A 19,365-nucleotide genomic window follows, 5' to 3' on the forward strand; every position below is an offset into this window, starting at 1 on the left:
CCCGATTGATCCCGCCGACAACATCGCTGTTGTTGTTCGGCGGGGTTTTGGTTGTGGGTTGCAGTATTTCGGCAAGGGACTGGCTCCTCGCCAGCCTTGTTCTGTTTCTGATGGTCTTGCATCCTCGACTTGCCAATGCTGGCAGTGACGTTGGCAAGGGACCTGCCGAAAGCTGGGTAACTGAAGTCGATATTCCGACTGCCGACCCGACCCGGGCCGACCAGATCCGCAACGGAATTTCCAGCCTGCTTTCGGATTGGCAGGTGATGTATCGCCCCGGCGGTTATGTTGAATATGAGCGCGAGGTCTACAAGGTCGTCGACCGCCCGGGGCTCGAGCAGGCTGCGACGATCAACCTGAACTTCGATCCGGCGCGGCATAGCATCAAACTGAACCATCTGCGGGTCATCCGCGACGGTGTCGTGCAAGACAGGCTGGCCGAGGCCACCTTCGATATCTATCGACAGGAGCGCGATTCGGTGCGCGGTGTCTTTGATGGTTGGCTGACGGCGCGCCTCGATGTCAGGGACGTTCGCGTCGGCGACACCATCGACTATGCGACCACGTCGGACAGAAAACAGCTCGTCGGCGAAGATCTGTTTTACTATCGCTTTGCCACCGAGTGGGAGATGCCGATCGGCATGATGCGACGCGAGATCATCTGGCCGACGTCGCGCCCGCTGACGCTCAAGGAGGAGCGCACCACGGTCAAGCCGAAGATATCGAATGTTGCCGGGCACACGCGCTACCTCTGGGAGATCGTCAATCCGGAGCCGGTCAAGGTTGAAGACAATCTGCCGGCTTCATTTGCGCCTTGGGGTTATGTCCAGATATCGTCCACCACAAGCTGGCGAGACGTGGCTGATGCGGTGGCCGCGAGCTATCAGCCGGTCAACACCTTCCCTCCTGCCTTCGCGGCGAAGCTCGATGAAATTGCTGCGCACCAGAGCGATCCGCGGGAACGCATGGTCGAGGCCTTGCGCATCGTTCAGGACGAGGTTCGCTACATCAGCCTCTCGATGGGCGCCGGGTCATACCTTCCGCGTGACCCTGCAACCGTGATCGCCAGCGGCTTTGGCGACTGCAAGGACAAGGCGCTGCTGCTTGCGTCGGCTCTGACCTATCTCGGGGTCAAGGCCGAGGTTGCGCTCGCCGACCTTGATGGCGGTTATGGCCTGGCCAGCTTCCTGCCTGCGTTGCGGGCATTCGACCACGCGATCGTGCGCGCAGAAATCGGCTCCCGCGTCTTCTGGCTGGATGGTACTGATTACCTCCAGGGGGGCCGCGGCGGCCGGCTCGTCGAGCCCGACTACGGCTATGTTCTGCCGCTCTCGAGTTCGAGAGGCGAGCTGGAAAAGATGCAGGCAGCCGAGGCCCACGAACCGACGACTGCCGTTGCCGAGGAGATCAGTTTTCCTGTGCAGGCCGGCGATCCGCTGACCCTGAGGACGGTCAGCACCTACCGTGGCGCCGACGCGGATGCGATGCGGCGCAAGCTGGCGGGCCAGTCGCTTCAAGAGTTCGCCGACAGCTACCTCAAATATTATGACCAGCAATATCCTGGTATTCGCAGCGTGGCGGCGTTGAAACCGGTGGATGATCGCGATCGCAATGTGATCACCTTGTCGGAAGCCTATGAGCTGTCTCCGGAGGCTCTAGCTGCGAACGACCTGGCCAAGAAGTTTCCACTCCGCGCCGATCTTGACGACGGCAGCTTTCCCAAGCCCGCAATGATTGGCCGGGTCGGTCCGATATGGATTGGCAATCCGATGTTTCGCCGCCACAGCGTGGTGGTCAAGAACCTGAAGGCCCGGTTCGCCGGGCCGGAGGCGCCGAACGTCATGACGCCGTACATGACCATGCGGATCGAATGGAGCAACACGCCAACGGAGTTCACTCTCAACTGGGACCTGAAAAAGCTGGCATCTGAGGTGCCGGCGTCAGCCGTGGGCGACTACGTAGCGGCGGTCGGCAAGATTACCGACAATACACGGTGGTTCTATGATTTCACCCATGAGGAGCCCGACGAAGAAGAGGGCATGTCGGGACTTCAGGCGATCACATTTGTCGCATGGCTGTTGGCCGTGCTTGCGACCTGTGTGGTCGAACAGCGGACCTTCAAACCACGGCCCGGCCAGCTTTACTGGCCGATCTCGCCTCAGAAGTTCGTCGTGATGACGGTGATGACAGGAGGGTTGTACGGCATGCTGTGGGGCTGGCGCGTGTTCCGCCAGCAGAACCTGGCATATGGCGCGCGTTATTGGTCGTTTCTGCGCGGGGTCTTTCTGTCGTTCTTCGCAGTACAGATTTTCCTCCGCGTCAACCGAGACCTCGGCGCCCGGCAGGTCGCAACCGGGCTGGGCGTAGTAGCCGGATTGCTGCTGCTGGGCAGTGAAGTCTACACCTTTGCGATCGAGCCACCCGAAGCATTCTGGGCGAATGGTCTCAGGATATTCGGCGGTTTGGCCATTTCCGCGCTCGCGCCGCTGCCACTCGTTGTCGCGATCAATCGCATCAATGAAAGAAATCCCGAGTATCTGGCTCGAAACGCCCTGCTCAGCGGCTGGGACAAGGTTTGGATGGTCTTCGGGGTCTTCTTCACCGTGGCTCTGACTCACTACGATCTGACTTCCGGCTGACCGCTCTTTCCCCAGCGGAACCAATGCGGCCAGACTTTCTGCTTGATCTTGCCGTCCGTTGCCCGAAACTCGCCGCGACAGCAGAGGACCTTGGGAGGGGCAGTTGGCTGACCAGGCGGATGCGATCGTTGTCGGTGGCGGACTTGCCGGTCTGGTTGCCGCGGCAGAGCTGGCCGATGCCGGCAAGCGGGTCATCATGCTCGAGCAGGAGAGCGAGAACTCGCTCGGCGGCCAGGCGTTCTGGTCGCTCGGCGGGCTGTTCTTCGTCGACAGTCCCGAACAGCGCCGCATGCGCATCAAGGACAGCCGCGAGCTCGCCTTGCAGGACTGGATGGGATCGGCGCAATTCGACCGGCCAGAAGATCATTGGCCGCGCAAGGTGGCCGAAGCCTTCATCGATTTCTCTGCCGGCGAGATGCGGCCGTGGCTGCATGCCCAGGGCATGCGCTGGTTTCCCGTCGTTGGTTGGGCCGAGCGTGGCGGCGCGCTGGCGCATGGCCACGGCAATTCGGTGCCGCGTTTCCATGTCACCTGGGGCACCGGCCCGGGCGTGCTCGAACCGTTTGTCCGTCGTGTCCGCGATCATGCTGCGGCGGGCCGGATCGCGCTGAAATTCCGTCATCAGGCCAGCCGGCTGATCAAGACCCATGGTGCAATGTCCGGTGTCGCCGGCGAAATCCTGGAGTCGTCTGCCGTCGAGCGTGGCCAGCAATCCGGCCGCAAGGTGACAGGCGATTTCGAATTCCATGCCGACGCCGTCATCGTTACCTCGGGCGGCATCGGCGGCAATCACGACCTCGTTCGAACGGCTTGGCCGACCGACAGGCTCGGGCCGGCGCCCAAGAAGATGGTCGCCGGCGTGCCGCACCATGTCGACGGCCGCATGGTCGCGATCACTGAAGCCGCCGGCGGCGCGGTCATCAACCGCGACCGCATGTGGCACTACACAGAGGGCCTGACCAACTGGAACCCGATCTGGCCCAACCACGGCATCCGCATCCTGCCGGGGCCGTCGTCGCTGTGGTTCGACGCGCTGGGCGAGCGGCTGGAAGCGCCGTTCCTGCCTGGCTTCGACACGCTCGGCACACTCCGGCGCATCCTGTCCGCCGGCCACGAATACTCCTGGTTTGTGCTGACCCAGAAGATCATCAAGAAGGAGTTCGCGCTGTCCGGCTCGGAGCAGAACCCGGACCTGACCTCCAAGCGCTGGATCGAGGTGCTGAAGAGCCGCCGCGCCAAGGGCGCGCCGCCGTCGGTCGAGGCTTTCAAGCAGCATGGCGAGGATTTTGTCGTCCGCGACAATCTCCGTGATCTTGTGGCCGGCATGAATGTGCTCGCCGGCAACGACCTCATCGACCATAACCGACTGCATGCCCAGATCGCAGCGCGCGACCGCGAGATCGACAATCCCTACTCCAAGGACGCCCAGGTCACCGCCATCCATGGCGCCAGGCGTTATCTCGGCGACCGGCTGGTGCGGACGGCAAAGCCGCACAAGATCCTCGATCCCGCCAACGGCCCGCTGATCGCCGTCCGCCTCAATGTGCTCACCCGCAAGACGCTGGGCGGGCTGCACACCAATCTGAATGGTCAGGTGCTCGGTGCCAATGGCGAGCCTATTCTCGGCCTCTATGCTGCCGGCGAGGTCGCCGGCTTCGGCGGCGGTGGCTATCACGGCTACAACGCGCTCGAAGGCACCTTCCTCGGCGGTTGCATATTCTCCGGCCGCAACGCCGGCCGGCACGCGGCGCGCTAGCCGTTTTCGGACCTGTCGCGGTCCAGCTCGCGCATCTCGCGCGGCGTCATGCCGTAGCGATTGCGGAACATGCGGTTGAAGTTGGAGGGATCGAGGAAGCCACAGCTGGAAGCGATCTGGGCGACGCTGAGGTCGAGCGCCGGGCTCAGCGTCAGCATGCGCCGCGATCGTTCGAGCCGCGCTGTCCAGATGGCAGGCGCGACGGACTCGGCCTGTCCCGAGAATGCGCGATAAAGCTCGGAACGCGAGCATCCACCGCGGGCGGCAACGCACCCCGGCGACGGCTCCGCATCCATGTGGCGCTGGTCGATGATCGTCCGCGCCGCGGCCAAAATATCCCCCGGCAGCAGGCTTTCCTCCTCTTCGGCGGCTTGGCGCAGGCGGGGGGCGCTGCGGTATCGACCGCGGCCTCGCGCCCGATAGCTGAGAAGCTGCGCATGCGTCTTGCCACGGCCTATGTCGGCCAGATCGGCAACAGTACGCGTGACCACGGGGCCAGGGCCACCTTGGCGGTGAAGTTTTGAGCCATGGTGCCCGCTGGAGCCGCGTGGCCCTAGTCTGTCAAATGCCGGTTTCCGGAATTAGACCCAAAAATGGCGCGGGACGAAATCTTCCCAACCACGGTGTTGTCGCTTAGGTGTGGCTCATCATTTAGGGGCCTGCCTGAGGGATAAGCTCCCCTCCCGACGGCAGGTGGGGAGCAAGCAGTGCCTGCCATTTTTTCCAGAACGCGCGCTCTTTCGGGTGTGCCACTTTTTGCTCTGTGCGGTTCGCTCCAGCCTGCCTGGGCCGATCGGTGGTCCCTGGGTGGTCAGGACATCACTGATGACCTTCTCATCTGTTCGTTCGAGGGCATTTGAGGCGTGGTGTATATCGAGGGAGTAGAACAGTCGCAAATGCCTGCTGCCCCATTTGGCATTTGCTGGCGCATTTCACTTGCATGCGCGAGTCGTCTCGAAACGTCGGTGAGTGGAGTTGGCGGTTGTACGAGTTGAAGCAAGTTTAATGCTTCATACCTAATATTCTCTGTTGCTGAATAAGCTTGGCTGTTCTAAGCAAAATCTATTGTTGAGTTTTGGGTGGAGATTGGGGTCTCCGCACAATGCCTTTGCCCGGTTTGGGCGTGCATATAAGTGGTGGGGATATCATGCCTTTTTTTGACCGCAGCTCTGCTGCGCGGACTCATTTGGAATCGGCTCAAGCCAACAGGACCTCTTCCAGCCAACCCTCGAACCGACCAATCGCCCGTCTCGCCGCCTTGCGGTCCGGCACGGCGCTGGCGACGCTCGCGGCCGTGGCGGTTGTGCTCGGCGCTGCGTCGCCGGTCCTTGCAGACCAGTATTGGGATGGTGCCGACATCGTTGCCAATGGTGCCGTCAATGGAGGTGCCGGCACATGGGTTGCTGGCAGCACCAACTGGACCGACGTCACCGGCACAACAAACCAGCAATGGGTTGGTGGCACAGCGGTGTTCGGCGGCACTGGTGGAGGGGTAAACGTCCAGGGGCACCAGAATTTCGATACACTTCGTTTCACGGCCAGCGGCTACAGGCTTACGGCTACTGCTTCCGACTCGCTTACCTTGGCGCCGGCAATCGGCTCGGCGACGATAAATGTGGGTCCTGGAGTTTCCGCCGAGATCGGCATGGTCATCAAAGGGTCAGCCGGGCTCGACATTGTCGGCGGCGGTACGCTGAAGCTCAGCGATTGGGTCAACACCTATACAGGCGCCACCACGATCGGCTCCGGTACGACACTCCAGATGGTTGGCAGCAGCAGCAGCATCAGCGCCTCCAGCGGATTGACGGTCGACGGTACGTTCGACATCTCGAACAAGGGTGGCGGCGTCAGCATCAAGGCGTTGACGGGCAGCGGTCTGGTCAAGCTCGCTGACAAGATTCTCAACATCACAGCGGCCAGCGGCACCTTTTCCGGCGTGATCGATGGCAGCGCTGGCATCAGCATCGATGGCGGGACACAGATTTTCACCGGCAACAACATCTTTACCGGAAGCACGGCCATCTCCAGCGGCGCAACGTTGCAGCTGGGATCTGGTGGCACGTCAGGTTCTCTTGCCGGCGCGGTCAACAATCACGGTACGCTGGTCTTCAATCGCTCCGACGACCTCGTTGTTGCCGGCCAGATCAATAGCGCAGGCTCGTTCCAGCATATTGGCGGTGGCAAGTTGACCCTTACCGGCGCTGGCAACAGCGGCAGCGGCACGGCCACCGTGCTGATCTCTAACGGCGGTACACTCCAGTTCGGTGACGGCGGGGCGAGCGGTTGGTTGGGTGGGACCGATGGCAAGATCACCATCGACGCTGGCAGCAAGCTGATTTCCAACATGTCCAATGGCCTGGGCTACCTGCCGCAGAACGTTAAGCTTGCCGGCGCGGGGCAGTTCTTCAAGCAGGGATCGGGCACCATCACATTAAGGGGCGACAGTTCCGCATTCGCCGGCGAAACCTTCGTCAACACCGGCATGCTGAATGTCGGTTACAAGGGCATTGGTACGCTGGCTGGGCCAGTCTCCGTTGACTCCGGCGCTCGGTTCGGCGGCAGCGGCACGGTTGTCGGCAACGTGACAATCGCATCAGGTGCAGCGCATGCTGTGGGCGACAAGGCGAACCCGGCTACAACGGGCCTCGTCCATACCCAGACCGTCAACGGCGACTACGTCAATCACGGCATCCTCGAGATCGAGGCGACGCCGACGACAGCCGACAAGCTGACGGTCAACGGTACGGTCGACATATCGGGTGCGACGCTCAATCTGGTACTGACACCCAACGACCCGAGCGCGGCCGGAGGCTGGGATCCGCTCAACGGGCCGTTCACGATCATCGCCAATGATGGCGGTGACGCCGTCACCGGAACCTTCGCCTCAGTCGGTAATCTCAACAACCTGCTCTTCCTCAATCATCTTATCAGCTACACCGGTGGCGACGGCAATGACGTAACGCTGGCGCTCAGCCGCAACGACCTGTCGGTCGAGGAGGTCGCCCAGTCGCCGAACCAGTCGGCCGTCGCGGGTGCCGTCGACACTCTGCCGAGTGGCAATCCGGTGCGCTCGGCCTTGCTGATGTCGACGGACGAGGACGAGGCACGCGACGCGCTCGATCAGCTTGCCGGTGACGTGCATGCTTCGGTCAGCGGCGGCACGACGCAGACGAGCCAGTTCCTCGGCGAGTTCGCCAACGACCGCGTGCGCTCGGCCTTCGGCGATGTCGCGGCACCCGACCTGCCCGTCATGGGCTATGGCGAGGGCGGTCTCGAACTTGTCGCCGCCGATACCGACCGCTTCGTCGTCTGGGGCCAGGCGCTGGGCAATTGGGGTTCGTTCGACGGCAACGGCAATTCGGGCGGTTTCAAGCACGCGAGCGGCGGCCTCGTCGCCGGCGGCGACACCATCGTCGGCGACGGCTGGCGTCTCGGCCTGCTCGGCGGTTACAGCCGCACCAGCTTCGACACGGATGGCGGCGCCGCCTCGGGCGACAGCGACAACTTCCATGTCGGTGTCTATGGCGGCCGTCACTTCGGCGCCGTCGCGCTGCGCGCTGGGGCGTCCTACACCAGGCACGCGATCGACACGAGCCGCACTGTCTCGTTCCCCGGTCTCACCGAAACGCTCAAGGCCAGCTACGATGCCGGCACGGCGCAGGCCTTCGTCGAAACGGGCTACAAGGTCGAGATGGGCCGCGTCGCCTTCGAGCCTTTCGCCGGCCTTGCCTATGTCTCGACCTCGACCGACGGCTTCACTGAAACCGGCGGCGCGGCGGCGCTGACCAGCACCGACAAGAGCTTCGACAGCACCACGACCACGCTCGGCCTGCGCGCCGCAAGCGACTTCAACCTTGGTGACGCCAAGGCGACGGTGCGGGGCGGCCTCGGCTGGCGCCATGCCTTCGGCGACGTCACGCCTGCCTCGACAGTCGCCTTCGCAGGCGGCGGCGACAGCTTCACCGTCCATGGCGCGCCGATCGCCCGCGATGCACTGTTGATCGAAGCCGGTCTCGACTTCGCCGTCTCGCCCAAGGCCAATCTGGCCCTCAGCTACAACGGCCAGCTCGCCAGCGGCGCCCGCGATCACGGCGTCAAGGCAAGCCTCGGCGTCAAATTCTAGTCGTGGAACAAGGCGACGCCGCTCCAGGCGTCGCCAATCCCCGTTGACGCGGGCAATGGCATTCGAGATTGTCGCCGCAATCGACAATCCTGGGGAGCAACCATGACCGTCTCAACCGCACACACCTACCGCACGCTGCCGCTGCCCGACTACAAGGAAAAGCCGGTCGAGGAGATGCGCGCCGGCGCAAAGTCGTTCTACGACGAGATCCGCACGCGCCACACCGTGCGCGATTTTTCCTCGCGGCCGGTGCCGCGCGACATCATCGAAACCTGCATCATGGCTGCCGGAACAGCACCCAACGGCGCCAATCACCAGCCTTGGCATTTCACCGTCATCGGCGACGCCGACATCAAGCGCCAGATTCGCGAAGCGGCCGAGATCGAGGAGCGTGCTTTCTACGAGGGCCGCGCCGGCGAGGAGTGGCTGAAGGCGCTGGCGCCGCTCGGTACCGATGCCTCCAAGCCCTTCCTGGAAGAGGCGCCCTGGCTGATCTGCATCTTCGGCGAGCGCAAGAGCCGCTCGGCCGACGGTGTCTCGCGCAAGAACTATTACGTGCCCGAATCGGTCAGCATCGCCACCGGCTTCCTGATCGCCGCGCTGCACCGCGCTGGCCTGGCGACGCTGACACACACGCCGAACCCAATGAGCTTCCTCAACCAGATCTGCGGCCGCGACCCGCACGACAAGCCTTACATCCTGATGGTCGTCGGCTATCCCAAGGAGGGCGCCACCATCCCCGTGCATGCCACGGAGAAGCGTCCGCTGTCGGAGATCGCGACCTTCCTGTGAGGCGTTATTCCGCGGCGCCCTGGAAGGCGCTGGCGCCGGTGTCGAATTGCAGCTTGGCGAGGCGGGCATAGATGCCACCCTTTGCGACGAGGCTGGCATGGGTGCCTTCCTCGACAATGCGGCCGCCATCCATGACCAGGATGCGATCGGCCTTCAGCACGGTTGCCAGCCGGTGTGCGATGACGATAGTGGTGCGCCCCTGCATCAGGTGCTCGAGCGCCGTCTGGACCTGCCGCTCGCTGTCGGCGTCGAGCGCCGATGTCGCCTCGTCGAGCAACAGGATAGGCGCGTCGCGCAGGATGGCGCGGGCAATGGCGATGCGCTGGCGCTGACCGCCGGAGAGCGTGACGCCGCGTTCGCCGACTTCGGTGTCATAGCCGTCCTGCAGCTTCTCGATGAACTCGACGGCGAGCGCGGCCTCGGCTGCCTTGACGATGTCGGCCTGCGAAGCACCGGGCCGGCCGAAGCCGATGTTCTCGCCTGCCGTGCTGGCAAAGATCGTCACGTCCTGCGGCACGATGGCAATGCGGTCGCGCACGGCCTGCGGGTCGGCCTTCTGGAGGTCGACCCCGTCGATCAGCACAGCGCCGGCTTCGGGATCGTAGAAGCGCAGCAGAAGCGAAAACACCGTGCTCTTGCCGGCTCCCGACGGGCCGACGATGGCGACAGTCTCGCCCGGTTTCACGGTGAAGCTCAGGCCGCGCACGGCGGCGCGGTCGGGCCTGACCGGATAGGAGAAGGTGACGTCGCGGAATTCGATCGCGCCGCTGCTCCTTGCTGGCAGGGCGACGGGGGCTGCCGGTGTCGCGACGGTGGGCTTTTCGGCGAGGATCTCGGTGATGCGTTCGGCAGCACCTGCGGCCGAACTGAGTTCGCCCCACACTTCCGACAGCGCCCCGAGCGCGCCCGCGGCGAACACCGAATAAAGCAGGAACTGGCCGAGCGTGCCGGGTGACAGCGTGCCCTCAAGCACGTCGCGCGAACCGAACCACAACACGGCGACGACCGAGGCGAAGATGGTGAAGATGGCAAAAAAGGTCAGCACGGCGCGGGCCAGCACCGAGGCGCGGGCGGCGTTGAAGGCGGTCTCGACGGCGGCAGCGAATCGGCCCGTCACCAGCTTTTCGTTGGTGAAGGCCTGCAGCGTGCGGATGGCGCCGATCTGTTCGCTGGCAAAGGCCGTGGCGTTGGCAAGCGTGTCCTGCGCCAGCCGCGACTTGCGCCGCACCGAGCGACCGAAGGCGACCAAAGGCAGCACGATCAACGGGATCGCGGCGATGACAAGGCCCGACAGTTTCGGGCTCGTCACCACCATCATGGCGAGCGCGCCCAGGCCGAGGATGATGTTGCGCAGGGCGACGGAGGCGGTGGCACCGACGGCCGACTTGATCTGGGTCGTGTCGGCGGCCAGCCGCGACACGATCTCGCCCGACATCGCCGTGTCGAAGAAGGCTGGCGAGAGCGAGGTGACGTGCGAAAAGACGTCGCGGCGGATGTCGGAGACGACACGCTCGCCGAGCGTGATGACGAAATAGTAGCGGCAGGCAGAGGCCAGCGCGAGCAGTGCAGCGATCGCCACCAGCATGGCGAAATATTTGGCAATGAAGCTCGAATCGGCGGAGGAGAAGCCGTGGTCGATCATCCGGCGCACGGCGATCGGCAGGGTCAGCGTGGTGACGGCGGCGGCGACAAGCGAAATGATGGCGCCGATGACCAGCCTGGGATAGCGGTAGAGGTAGGGCGAAAGCCTGCTCAGCGGGCGGAGCGAACGTCGGCGCTGTTCATTGGCGGCCGTTGTTGTGTTCGCCATGTCAATTCCCTCTCGGCCGCGGGCCATTTGCCGGCTGCGCGGCCTTGTGATTCGAAATCGGCTGATGTATAGGCACGCCGACCGTTTCTGAAGCCGTGGCCTATCTAGCCGTGGCTTCGAATTTTCGAAAGAGGCGCATCGCCGCAGGATACCTGCGCAAGCCGCGCCGCGACAGCAGGAACAGAGCGATGAAAGCCGATATCCATCCCGACTACCACACCATCAAGGTCGTCATGACCAATGGCACCGAATACCTGACCCGCTCCACCTGGGGCAAGGAAGGCGATACGATGAACCTCGATATCGACCCGACCACGCACCCGGCCTGGACCGGCGGCCAGCACAACCTGCTCGACCGCGGCGGCCGTCTGTCGAAGTTCAAGAAGCGCTACGAAGGCCTCGGCATCTAAGCCGACCCGCTTCCAAGAATATAAGAACCCGCCTTCATGGCGGGTTCAGACTGCTGACAAACCCCTGGCGAGAGTTGGGGGTTTGTGATTCAGTGGGTGATGTTGAAGCGAGCCGGCCCTGAACAAACCGCACTTGAGATCGTCACGCTCGATCAACTGGTTCCAGTTGATCACCTTCTGCGCAAGATCGATGGTGTTATCGATTTCTCGTTCATCCACGATCTGACAGCGCCGCTTTACTGCGCCGACAATGGTCGCCCGCCACTCGATCCGACCTTGATGTTCAAGGCGCTGTTCATCGGCTACCTGTTCGGGGTGCGCTCGGAGCGGCAATTGGTGCGAGAGATCGAGGTCAATGTCGCCTACCGGTGGTTCCTGCGGCTGAAGCTGACGGACAAGGTGTTCGACGCCTCGACATTGTCGCAGAACCGACGCCGGCGCTACCAGGACGAGACGATCGCGCAGGCGATCTTCGACCGCATTGTCGAGCAGGCGATCGGGGCAGGCTTGGTCGACGGCACGGTGCTCTACACCGACAGCACGCACCTGAAGGCCAATGCCAACAAGGGCAAGTACGACCTTGCCATGGTCGCCAAGTCGCGTGCCGACTACTGGGGCGAGCTCGACCGGGCGATCGATGCCGAACGGGCGTTGCACGGCCAGAAGGCGCTGAAGGAGCAGGAGCGGCAGCCTGCGGTGAAAGAGACGAAGGTCTCGCGCACCGATCCTGAGGCTGGCTATATGGTGCGCGAGGGCAAGCCGAAGGGCTTCTTTTATCTCGATCACCGCACGGTGGATGGCGGCTTCGGCATCATCACCGACACGTTTGCCACGCCGGCCAACGTGCATGACTCGATCGTCTATCTCGACCGGCTCGACCGCCAGGTGGAGCGTTTCGGCTTCGACGTCACGGCGGCGGGGCTGGATGCCGGCTATGCCACGCCAGGCATCGCCAAGGGCCTGGAGGACAGGAACATCCAGGGTGTCGTCGGCTATCGCAACCCGCCCCGGCCAAAGCCTGGCAAGATGAGGAAGGGCGCTTTCGTCCATGAGCCGGACCTTGACGGCTATCGTTGCCCGCAGGGCCAGTTGCTCACTTACGCCACCACCGATCGCGGCGGTTATCGCCACTACAGGAGCGACCCGACGATCTGCCGCAACTGTCCGCTGCTGGCGTCTTGCACATCAAACGCCAAGGCCGAGCGCACCATCACGCGCCATGTCTGGCAGGATGTCCGCGAGCGGGTCGATGCCAACCGCTTAACCGCATGGGGCAAGGCGATCTATCGACGCCGCAAGGAGACGGTCGAGCGATCCTTCGCCGATGCCAAGCAGCTCTTCGGCCATCGTTATGCCCGCTTCCGAGGGCGAACACGCGTCGCCTGCCAGTGCCTGATCGCAGCCGCCGCCCAGAACATGAAAAAGATCGCAATCAGCCTCTGGCCAAAGCCAGAACCAAGCCTCGCATGAGGCCAAAGCCAGAACCAAGCCTCGCATGAGGCCAAAGCCGGCTCGCAACGGCACTGGCATCTGCCCCCCGACATCAATCCAAAAGCTCAATCAACCCACAAAACAAAACCCCGCCGAAATTCGACGGGGTTTGTCAGCAGTCTGAACCCGCCTTCATGGCGGGTTTTTTGTTGCCGGCGGACGGGATATTCATCTCGCTTCACGGGGTGAACGTCATGCTGAAGTCGAGTGATGAACGATGGTCTCGCCTGACTGGCGGATACAAAGTCGCTTATGACGCCCGTCAAGCCTTCGCTGCACTTTCCAGGAACTACCGCGACAGCGCCGCCTGGGAGGAACTTCTGAATGAGCTGCATCATCAGGGGGATGTCGGGGAGGCGTCCTACGCAGCTATTCCTGAGCTTGTCGGCATCTCTGCCCAACACCGTCCTGCACACTGGGCGCTTTACGGTCTGGCGGCAACGGTCGAGGAAGCGCGGCTGGTCTTTCCACGAAATCCACCGGTTCCCGAATGGCTGGAACGCGACTATGCCGAGGCATGGCAACGTCTCTTTGAGTTCGCCTTGCGCGACTTGGGGACCGAGTCGGAGCCAACGATCGTGACCTGCGCGCTGGCCGTCGTCGCGTTGCACCGCAAGCAGTTGTCACTGGGACGCCTTGCTCTTTGTGACGACGATGAACGAACCGAAATGCTTCAGCACCAGTTCGGCGCGGTCTAGTCGCAGTTCCACCAGCGTCTTCTCAGGCTAGGTCGCCCCGATCTCCCGCAGTGCCATCGCCTTGTAGTCGGCCACCAGCGTGTCGCCTTCGGCGCGGTCGACCGAAATCGCCAGCCGCATCGTGGCCTCGCCCAGCGACATGATCAGGAACGCCTTGCGCTCTATGCCGGCAGCATCTGAAGCGGGCGCGACCCGCTGCCACGCCTTTGCCAGCAGCGCGCCATTGGCCCTGGAATCGCGCAGGTCGATGTCGCGCAGCGCCTTGTCGGCCTGGGTGCCCGACCAGATGTCGCGCATCACCGGTTCAGCGAGGAAGATGCCGTAATAGACGTCGATCAGCCCGCCGAAGGCGTTGATCAGCCCCTTCATGTCGTCCACGCCCGCCAGCCCGTTTGAAATGCAGGCGCGGCCTTCGGCGTTGTAGCGCTCGGCCAGGGTGCGGATGATCGCGCCCTTGTCGGGAAAGTACTGGTAGAGCGAGCCGATCGACACGCCGGCGCGTTCGGCCACCTCGCCCATGCGCATGGCGTCGCTGCCGCCTTCCGAGATGAGCGCGCTCGCAGCCTGCAGCATGCGCTCGACGCGCTCCTGGCTGCGCTTCTGGCTCGGCGCGCGCCGCAGCGCCTGGCCCGAACTGTCTTCGATCGCTTCCATGGTTCTTCCGCCCGCTGCGAATCCGCTTGACCGCCATAATATGAGGGTTTATCACATTTGCAAATGTGAGGATTACTCACGTTAACGAAGGAGGCCAAGATGACCGCATTTCAGCATGACCTGAAGCCCATTCTCATCCTTGGCGGCACCGGCAAGACCGGCCGCCGCATTGCCGAACAGCTTGCGCAGCGCAATCTGCCTGTTCGTATCGGTTCGCGCGGCGCCATCGCCTCCTTCGACTGGGAGAACCGCGCCAGCTGGGCAGGCGCAGTCGAGGGCGCCTGTGCCGTCTACATCTCCTACTATCCCGACCTCGCGGCCCCCGGCGCTGCCGAAGCCATCGGTGCCTTCGCCGACCTCGCCGTCGGCATGGGTGTCAAGCGCCTGGTGCTTCTGTCCGGTCGCGGCGAACCCGAGGCGCAGCGCGCGGAGGAAAGGGTCCAGCAATCCGGCGCCGACTGGACGATCCTGCGCTGCAGCTGGTTCATGCAGAACTTCAGCGAGAGCTTCCTGCTCGACGCCGTGCTTTCAGGCGAGGTGGCGCTGCCGGTGGGCGGCGTCCGCGAGCCCTTCGTCGATACCGACGACATCGCCGATGCCGCGGTCGCCGCCTTGTCGGACGACCGCCATATCGGCCAGCTCTATGAACTCACCGGGCCGCGCATGCTGACCTTCGCCGAGGCAGTCGCCGAGATATCAGCCGCCGCCGGCCGCGAGATCCGCTTCGTCGAGATCAGCGCTGCCGACTTCAAGGCCGGCCTCACCGAACAGCAACTGCCCGCGGAGCTCATCGACCTGTTGATGATGCTGTTCACCGAGGTGCTCGACGGCCGCAACCAGCATGTTGTGGACGGTGTCAGCCGGGCGCTCGGCCGGCCCGCGCGCGACTTCACCTGTTATGCCAAGACTGTCGCTGCAACCGGTATCTGGGGAGACAAGACATGATCGCTGCCGCCTTCACCGCTCTCATCTTTCTTGCAGCGCTCGGCAGCGGCATCGCCGCCGGCCTGTTCTTCATCTTCTCCAACACCATCATGGCGTCGTTTGCCAAATTGCCGGTGCCCCAGGGCATCGCCGCCATGCAGCAGATCAACGTCACCATCATCAACCCGCTGTTCATGCTGGTATTCATGGGGATGGTCGTACTGTCGCTGGTTCTCGGCGCCAAGGCGATCTTTAGCTGGAGCGAGGCGGGCGCGGCCTGGCTGCTTGCCGGCAGCGTTGCCTATCTCGTGGGCTGCTTCCTGGTGACGATGGTCTTCAACGTGCCGCTCAACGATGCGATCGCCGCCGTCGACCCGGCAAGTGCTGAAGGTGCCGCCATGTGGACGCGCTATCTCAAGGAATGGCTGCCGTGGAATCACGTGCGCACGGTTGCCTGCCTGGTGTCGCTGGCCTCGTTCGTCATGGCCTTTGCCCGCACCGCTTGACGCATCGGCTCGGAGCTCGCGTTCGATCTTCGCCAATGCGCAAAGCAGGAAACGAAAAAGGCCGGGCGTGTCCCGGCCTTTGCTGTTTCAAGCCTGGCGCTGCCAGCGCGCCACGGCGTGTTCGATCAGCTTTCCGACCAGATCGGGGTAGGGCACGCCGGAGGCTGCCATGGTCTTCGGATACATGCTTATGTTGGTGAAGCCGGGGATGGTGTTGACCTCGTTGACCAGCGCCGACCCGTCCGCCTTCACAAAGAAGTCGACGCGCGCCATGCTCTCGCAGCCGAGCGCCAGGAAGGCGCTGCGGGCAACCTCCTGCAGCCTGGCCTTGGCCGCATCGGGCAGGTCCGCCGGGATGCGCAAGGCAGCGCCGTCGGCATCGATGTACTTGGCCTCATAGGTGTAGAAGCCGTGGCTCGCCGCTGGTGCGATCTCGCCCGGCACGGAGACGGAGAGCGATCCATCGGGCGCCTCGAGCACGGCGAATTCGACCTCACGGCCGTCGACGAACTCCTCGATCAACACCTTGCGGTCATATCTGAAGGCCTCGGCCAGCGCCTTGTCCAGCTGTTCCGCCGTCTCGGCCTTGCTGACGCCGACGGATGAGCCTTGCCGTGCCGGCTTGACGAAAACAGGCAGTCCGAGCTCGGCCTTGATGGCGTCGAACGTGGGACGGACACCGAAATGCACGGTCACGCCACGCGCCACCGGCACCCCGGCCTCTCTCATCAGCCGTTTGGCGACGTCCTTGTCCATTGCGTTGGCCGAGCCGAGCACGCCCGAGCCGACATAAGGAATGTCGGCCACCTCGGCCAAACCTTGGACCGCGCCATCCTCGCCGAACGGGCCATGTAGCACCGGAAACAGCACGTCGACCCTGGGCAGCTCGAACGGCACTTCGCCGGCTGGCAGGGCGATCAGCCGCCCTTTGCCGCCCGGCACCAGCGCCACCTCGGCGCCCCCGATGGGCACGGCCTTGGGCAGTGCGCCGTCGCGGTCGAGTTGGGCCAGGAACCAGCGGCCGTCGCGGGCGACGCCGATGGGCACGACCTCGTATCTGGACCCGTCGATCGCCTTGACGACGTTGCTTGCCGACATGAGCGAGACGTCGTGCTCGGAGGAGCGTCCGCCGAAAAGAACTGCGATGCGTGGTTTGGTGGTCATGGGTGCTTTCCGCTCTGCCGCCAGGTTCGCGCCATGCCGCGGCGCGATGTCCCTGCTTGCTCAGCAATTCGAGTTTATCTGTGGCGCCGTTTCAGGGCGCGGTGTTCTTGCGCGATTTTCGCCGTGGGCATGCGCTCAGGCCTGGTCCTTGGCCTTGTGACCCTTCCTGTCGGAATGGCCGAGATCGCGCTCGGGGTCGATGATGTCGCGCACCAGCTGTTTCAGCTTGGCCGCATCGGGGAAGCCGCCATCGCGCTTACGGTCCCACACCAACGTGTCATTGCAGGTGATGGTAAACACGCCGCCTGTGCCCGGCACCAGCGTCACCTCGCCAAGCTCGGTGCCGAATGTCGACAACAGCTCCTGCGCCATCCAGCCGGCACGAAGCAGCCACATGCACTGGGTGCAGTAGGTGATGCGGATCTGGGGCAGGAGGGAGTCGGTCATTCGCAACCCGGTGCTGTGTTGTGCGTCTTACGAGCCCCGCTTCGCGGCACCTCAGGATGAGGGAGGTTCGTGCCATCCGCCCACTCTTCGACGTTCGGGCAACTGGCAGCGCATAGTCGTGCCGGACGCCGCGGTCCTCTTCCTGAGGTGCCCGCGGAGCGGGCCTCGAAGGAGGCTGGAGAAAGGCCTCAAACGAAAACGCCCCGGGTTTGCCGGGGCGTGTCAAAAATCAAGCCGCGCTGAGCTTGGCCATCGTCGCCTCGTCGACCTCGAAGTTGGCGTAGACGTTCTGCACGTCGTCGTCGTCTTCGAGCGTGCCGACCAGCTTCATCAGCGACTGGGCGCGTTCTTCGTCGACGGGGATGTTGTTCTGCGGCTTCCAGATGATCTTCACCGACTCGGCGTCGCCGAGCGAGCTTTCGAGCGCCTTGGACACTTCGCCGAGGTTTTCGAAAGCGCAGGTGATGGTGTGGCCGTCTTCATCCGACTGCACGTCGTCGGCACCGGCTTCGATGGCCGCGTCCATGACCTTGTCGGCGTCGCCGGCGCCTGCCGGATAGACGATTTCACCGACGCGGTCCCACATGAACGACACCGAACCTGTTTCGCCCAGTGCCCCGCCGGCCTTGGTGAAGGCTGCGCGCACGTTGGACGCCGAACGGTTGCGGTTGTCGGTCAGCGCCTCGACGATGAGGGCCACGCCACCCGGGCCATAACCTTCGTAGCGCACTTCTTCGTAGTTCTCGGCGTCGCCCATCGAGGCCTTGGAGATGGCGCGGGCAATGTTGTCCTTGGGCATCGACACCGCCTTGGCGTTCTGGACGGCAAGGCGAAGGCGCGGGTTCATCGAGGGGTCGGGCACGCCGGTCTTTGCTGCAACGGTGATTTCGCGTGCAAGCTTGGAGAACATCTTGGACCGCACCGCATCCTGGCGGCCCTTGCGGTGCATGATGTTCTTGAACTGTGAATGGCCGGCCATGGGACCCCTGTTTGTCGCTTCGGCAGTGTTTGAATGGGCCGCCTTATAGATAAATCGGCTCAATACGTCCAGACTTCAAGGCTTCCCGGCCCTCGCGAAAACGTGACTCCGCGCGTCACGCCGCTGCTGGGATAGTGCGTTTCGCCCCGAACGCCCGAGAGCGCCATGCCCCTTCGCCTGTTCGCCGCCTGTCTTGCCACCCTGCTTTTAGCGTCGATCCCGACATGGGCGGCGGACGATCCGGTGCCGAGCAAATGCATGGCTATCGCGCAGGCGCTGCCCGACGTCACCTATGCCAGCTTCTATCAGGCCCAGACGTTCGTCGATGGCGACGTCTCCATCACCTATGCCGGCCACTCGACCTATGTCATCGAGACGCCTGGCGGCGTCCGCATCGCCACCGATTACAGCGGTATTTACGGCTCGAGTCCGTTGCCGCGCATCGTCACCATGAACAAGGCACACCGCACCCACTACACCGACATGCCGGACCAGGCCATCGACCATGTCCTGCGCGGCTGGAACCCCGAGGGCGGGCCGGCCAGGCATGCGCTGGTCGTCGACGATGTCTATGTCCGCAACGTGCCGACCGATATCAGGCGCTTTGGCGAGATGGAGCGCGACGGCAATTCGATCTTCATCTTCGAGGTCGCCGGCCTGTGCATAGGCCATCTCGGCCATCTGCATCACCGGCTCGAGGACGCACATTATGGTGCCATCGGCCGGCTCGACGTCGTCATGGTGCCGATCGACGGCGGCATGACCTTGTCGATCGATGCGATGACCGAGATCACGACCAGGCTCTATTCGTCGATGATCCTTCCGATGCATCGGCATTCCACCCCGATTGGCGAGTTCACCGGCATGATGGGTGATGGTTTTGCCGTCGAATTCCGCAACAGCCGTTCGCTCACCGTGTCACTGAGGTCGCTGCCATCGCGGCCAACCATCGTCATTCTCGACGGTGTCTGA

The 19,365-nt window shown here is 63.6% G+C and carries 16 protein-coding genes; 10 read left to right on the top strand and 6 right to left on the bottom strand.

What is annotated here, in order from left to right; all coding sequences use genetic code 11:
• Window positions 1–5: 5 nt before the first annotated feature.
• Both H5P29_RS08000 and H5P29_RS08005 read left to right on the top strand, forming a co-directional pair.
• Window positions 6–2,639, top strand: a complete 2,634-nt coding sequence (locus tag H5P29_RS08000) for a DUF3857 domain-containing transglutaminase family protein (RefSeq protein ID WP_246670861.1) — start codon at window positions 6–8, stop codon at window positions 2,637–2,639.
• Between the two features lie 103 nt (window positions 2,640–2,742).
• On the top strand, window positions 2,743–4,395 hold the full coding sequence (locus tag H5P29_RS08005; RefSeq protein WP_067956867.1) for an FAD-binding dehydrogenase: 1,653 nt from the start codon (window positions 2,743–2,745) through the stop codon (window positions 4,393–4,395).
• On the opposite strand, the gene H5P29_RS08010 is transcribed toward H5P29_RS08005, so the two are convergent.
• Window positions 4,392–4,886, bottom strand: coding sequence for a helix-turn-helix transcriptional regulator (locus H5P29_RS08010; RefSeq protein ID WP_067956871.1), 495 nt, complete (start codon window positions 4,884–4,886; stop codon window positions 4,392–4,394). The two genes, H5P29_RS08005 and H5P29_RS08010, sit on opposite strands and share 4 nt — an antisense overlap.
• 695 nt (window positions 4,887–5,581) lie before the next feature.
• Here H5P29_RS08010 and H5P29_RS08015 point away from each other — a divergent pair.
• Together H5P29_RS08015 and H5P29_RS08020 are read left to right on the top strand one after the other, a co-directional pair.
• Window positions 5,582–8,518 (top strand): autotransporter domain-containing protein, encoded by a 2,937-nt coding sequence (locus H5P29_RS08015; protein WP_246340719.1) that lies wholly within the window; start codon window positions 5,582–5,584, stop codon window positions 8,516–8,518.
• Between the two features lie 102 nt (window positions 8,519–8,620).
• A complete protein-coding gene (locus H5P29_RS08020) occupies window positions 8,621–9,310 on the top strand; it encodes a nitroreductase family protein (RefSeq protein WP_067956876.1) in 690 nt (229 codons plus the stop codon).
• A gap of 4 nt (window positions 9,311–9,314) precedes the next feature.
• On the opposite strand, the gene H5P29_RS08025 is transcribed toward H5P29_RS08020, so the two are convergent.
• Window positions 9,315–11,120 (bottom strand): ABC transporter transmembrane domain-containing protein, encoded by a 1,806-nt coding sequence (locus tag H5P29_RS08025; protein WP_067956880.1) that lies wholly within the window; start codon window positions 11,118–11,120, stop codon window positions 9,315–9,317.
• Window positions 11,121–11,308: 188 nt separating this feature from the next.
• Here H5P29_RS08025 and rpmE point away from each other — a divergent pair, with 188 nt between their 5' ends.
• The 3 genes from rpmE (at window position 11,309) to H5P29_RS08040 (ending at window position 13,719) form a co-directional block, all read left to right on the top strand.
• Window positions 11,309–11,530, top strand: coding sequence for a 50S ribosomal protein L31 (gene rpmE / locus H5P29_RS08030; RefSeq protein WP_067956883.1), 222 nt, complete (start codon window positions 11,309–11,311; stop codon window positions 11,528–11,530).
• A gap of 99 nt (window positions 11,531–11,629) precedes the next feature.
• Window positions 11,630–13,000, top strand: coding sequence for an IS1182 family transposase (locus H5P29_RS08035; protein WP_185910302.1), 1,371 nt, complete (start codon window positions 11,630–11,632; stop codon window positions 12,998–13,000).
• A 155-nt stretch (window positions 13,001–13,155) separates the two neighbouring features.
• Complete coding sequence (locus H5P29_RS08040) at window positions 13,156–13,719, top strand: hypothetical protein (protein WP_246340609.1); 564 nt, start codon at window positions 13,156–13,158, stop codon at window positions 13,717–13,719.
• A 27-nt stretch (window positions 13,720–13,746) separates the two neighbouring features.
• Here the strand turns inward: H5P29_RS08040 and H5P29_RS08045 are convergent, their stop codons facing one another.
• On the bottom strand, window positions 13,747–14,373 hold the full coding sequence (locus H5P29_RS08045; protein ID WP_067956885.1) for a TetR/AcrR family transcriptional regulator: 627 nt from the start codon (window positions 14,371–14,373) through the stop codon (window positions 13,747–13,749).
• A 99-nt stretch (window positions 14,374–14,472) separates the two neighbouring features.
• On the opposite strand from H5P29_RS08045, the gene H5P29_RS08050 reads away from it, so the two are divergent.
• Entirely contained in the window at window positions 14,473–15,318 is an 846-nt protein-coding gene (locus tag H5P29_RS08050; RefSeq protein ID WP_154387223.1) for an NAD(P)H-binding protein, read from the top strand.
• Window positions 15,315–15,803, top strand: a complete 489-nt coding sequence (locus tag H5P29_RS08055) for a DUF1772 domain-containing protein (RefSeq protein WP_154387224.1) — start codon at window positions 15,315–15,317, stop codon at window positions 15,801–15,803. Before H5P29_RS08050 ends, H5P29_RS08055 begins: the two co-directional genes overlap by 4 nt.
• A gap of 87 nt (window positions 15,804–15,890) precedes the next feature.
• Here the strand turns inward: H5P29_RS08055 and H5P29_RS08060 are convergent, their stop codons facing one another.
• From H5P29_RS08060 to H5P29_RS08070, 3 genes are all read right to left on the bottom strand, one after another.
• A complete protein-coding gene (locus tag H5P29_RS08060) occupies window positions 15,891–16,967 on the bottom strand; it encodes a D-alanine--D-alanine ligase family protein (RefSeq protein ID WP_154387225.1) in 1,077 nt (358 codons plus the stop codon).
• A gap of 135 nt (window positions 16,968–17,102) precedes the next feature.
• Window positions 17,103–17,414: a SelT/SelW/SelH family protein gene (locus H5P29_RS08065; RefSeq protein ID WP_067956897.1), complete on the bottom strand. Its 312-nt coding sequence runs from the start codon at window positions 17,412–17,414 to the stop codon at window positions 17,103–17,105.
• Window positions 17,415–17,643: 229 nt separating this feature from the next.
• On the bottom strand, window positions 17,644–18,393 hold the full coding sequence (locus H5P29_RS08070; RefSeq protein ID WP_067956900.1) for a YebC/PmpR family DNA-binding transcriptional regulator: 750 nt from the start codon (window positions 18,391–18,393) through the stop codon (window positions 17,644–17,646).
• A 165-nt stretch (window positions 18,394–18,558) separates the two neighbouring features.
• Between H5P29_RS08070 and H5P29_RS08075 the strand changes: the two genes are divergently transcribed.
• Window positions 18,559–19,365: an MBL fold metallo-hydrolase gene (locus H5P29_RS08075; RefSeq protein ID WP_067956902.1), complete on the top strand. Its 807-nt coding sequence runs from the start codon at window positions 18,559–18,561 to the stop codon at window positions 19,363–19,365.

The organism is Aminobacter sp. MDW-2 (assembly GCF_014250155.1).
In the GTDB taxonomy this organism is placed as follows: domain Bacteria; phylum Pseudomonadota; class Alphaproteobacteria; order Rhizobiales; family Rhizobiaceae; genus Aminobacter; species Aminobacter ciceronei.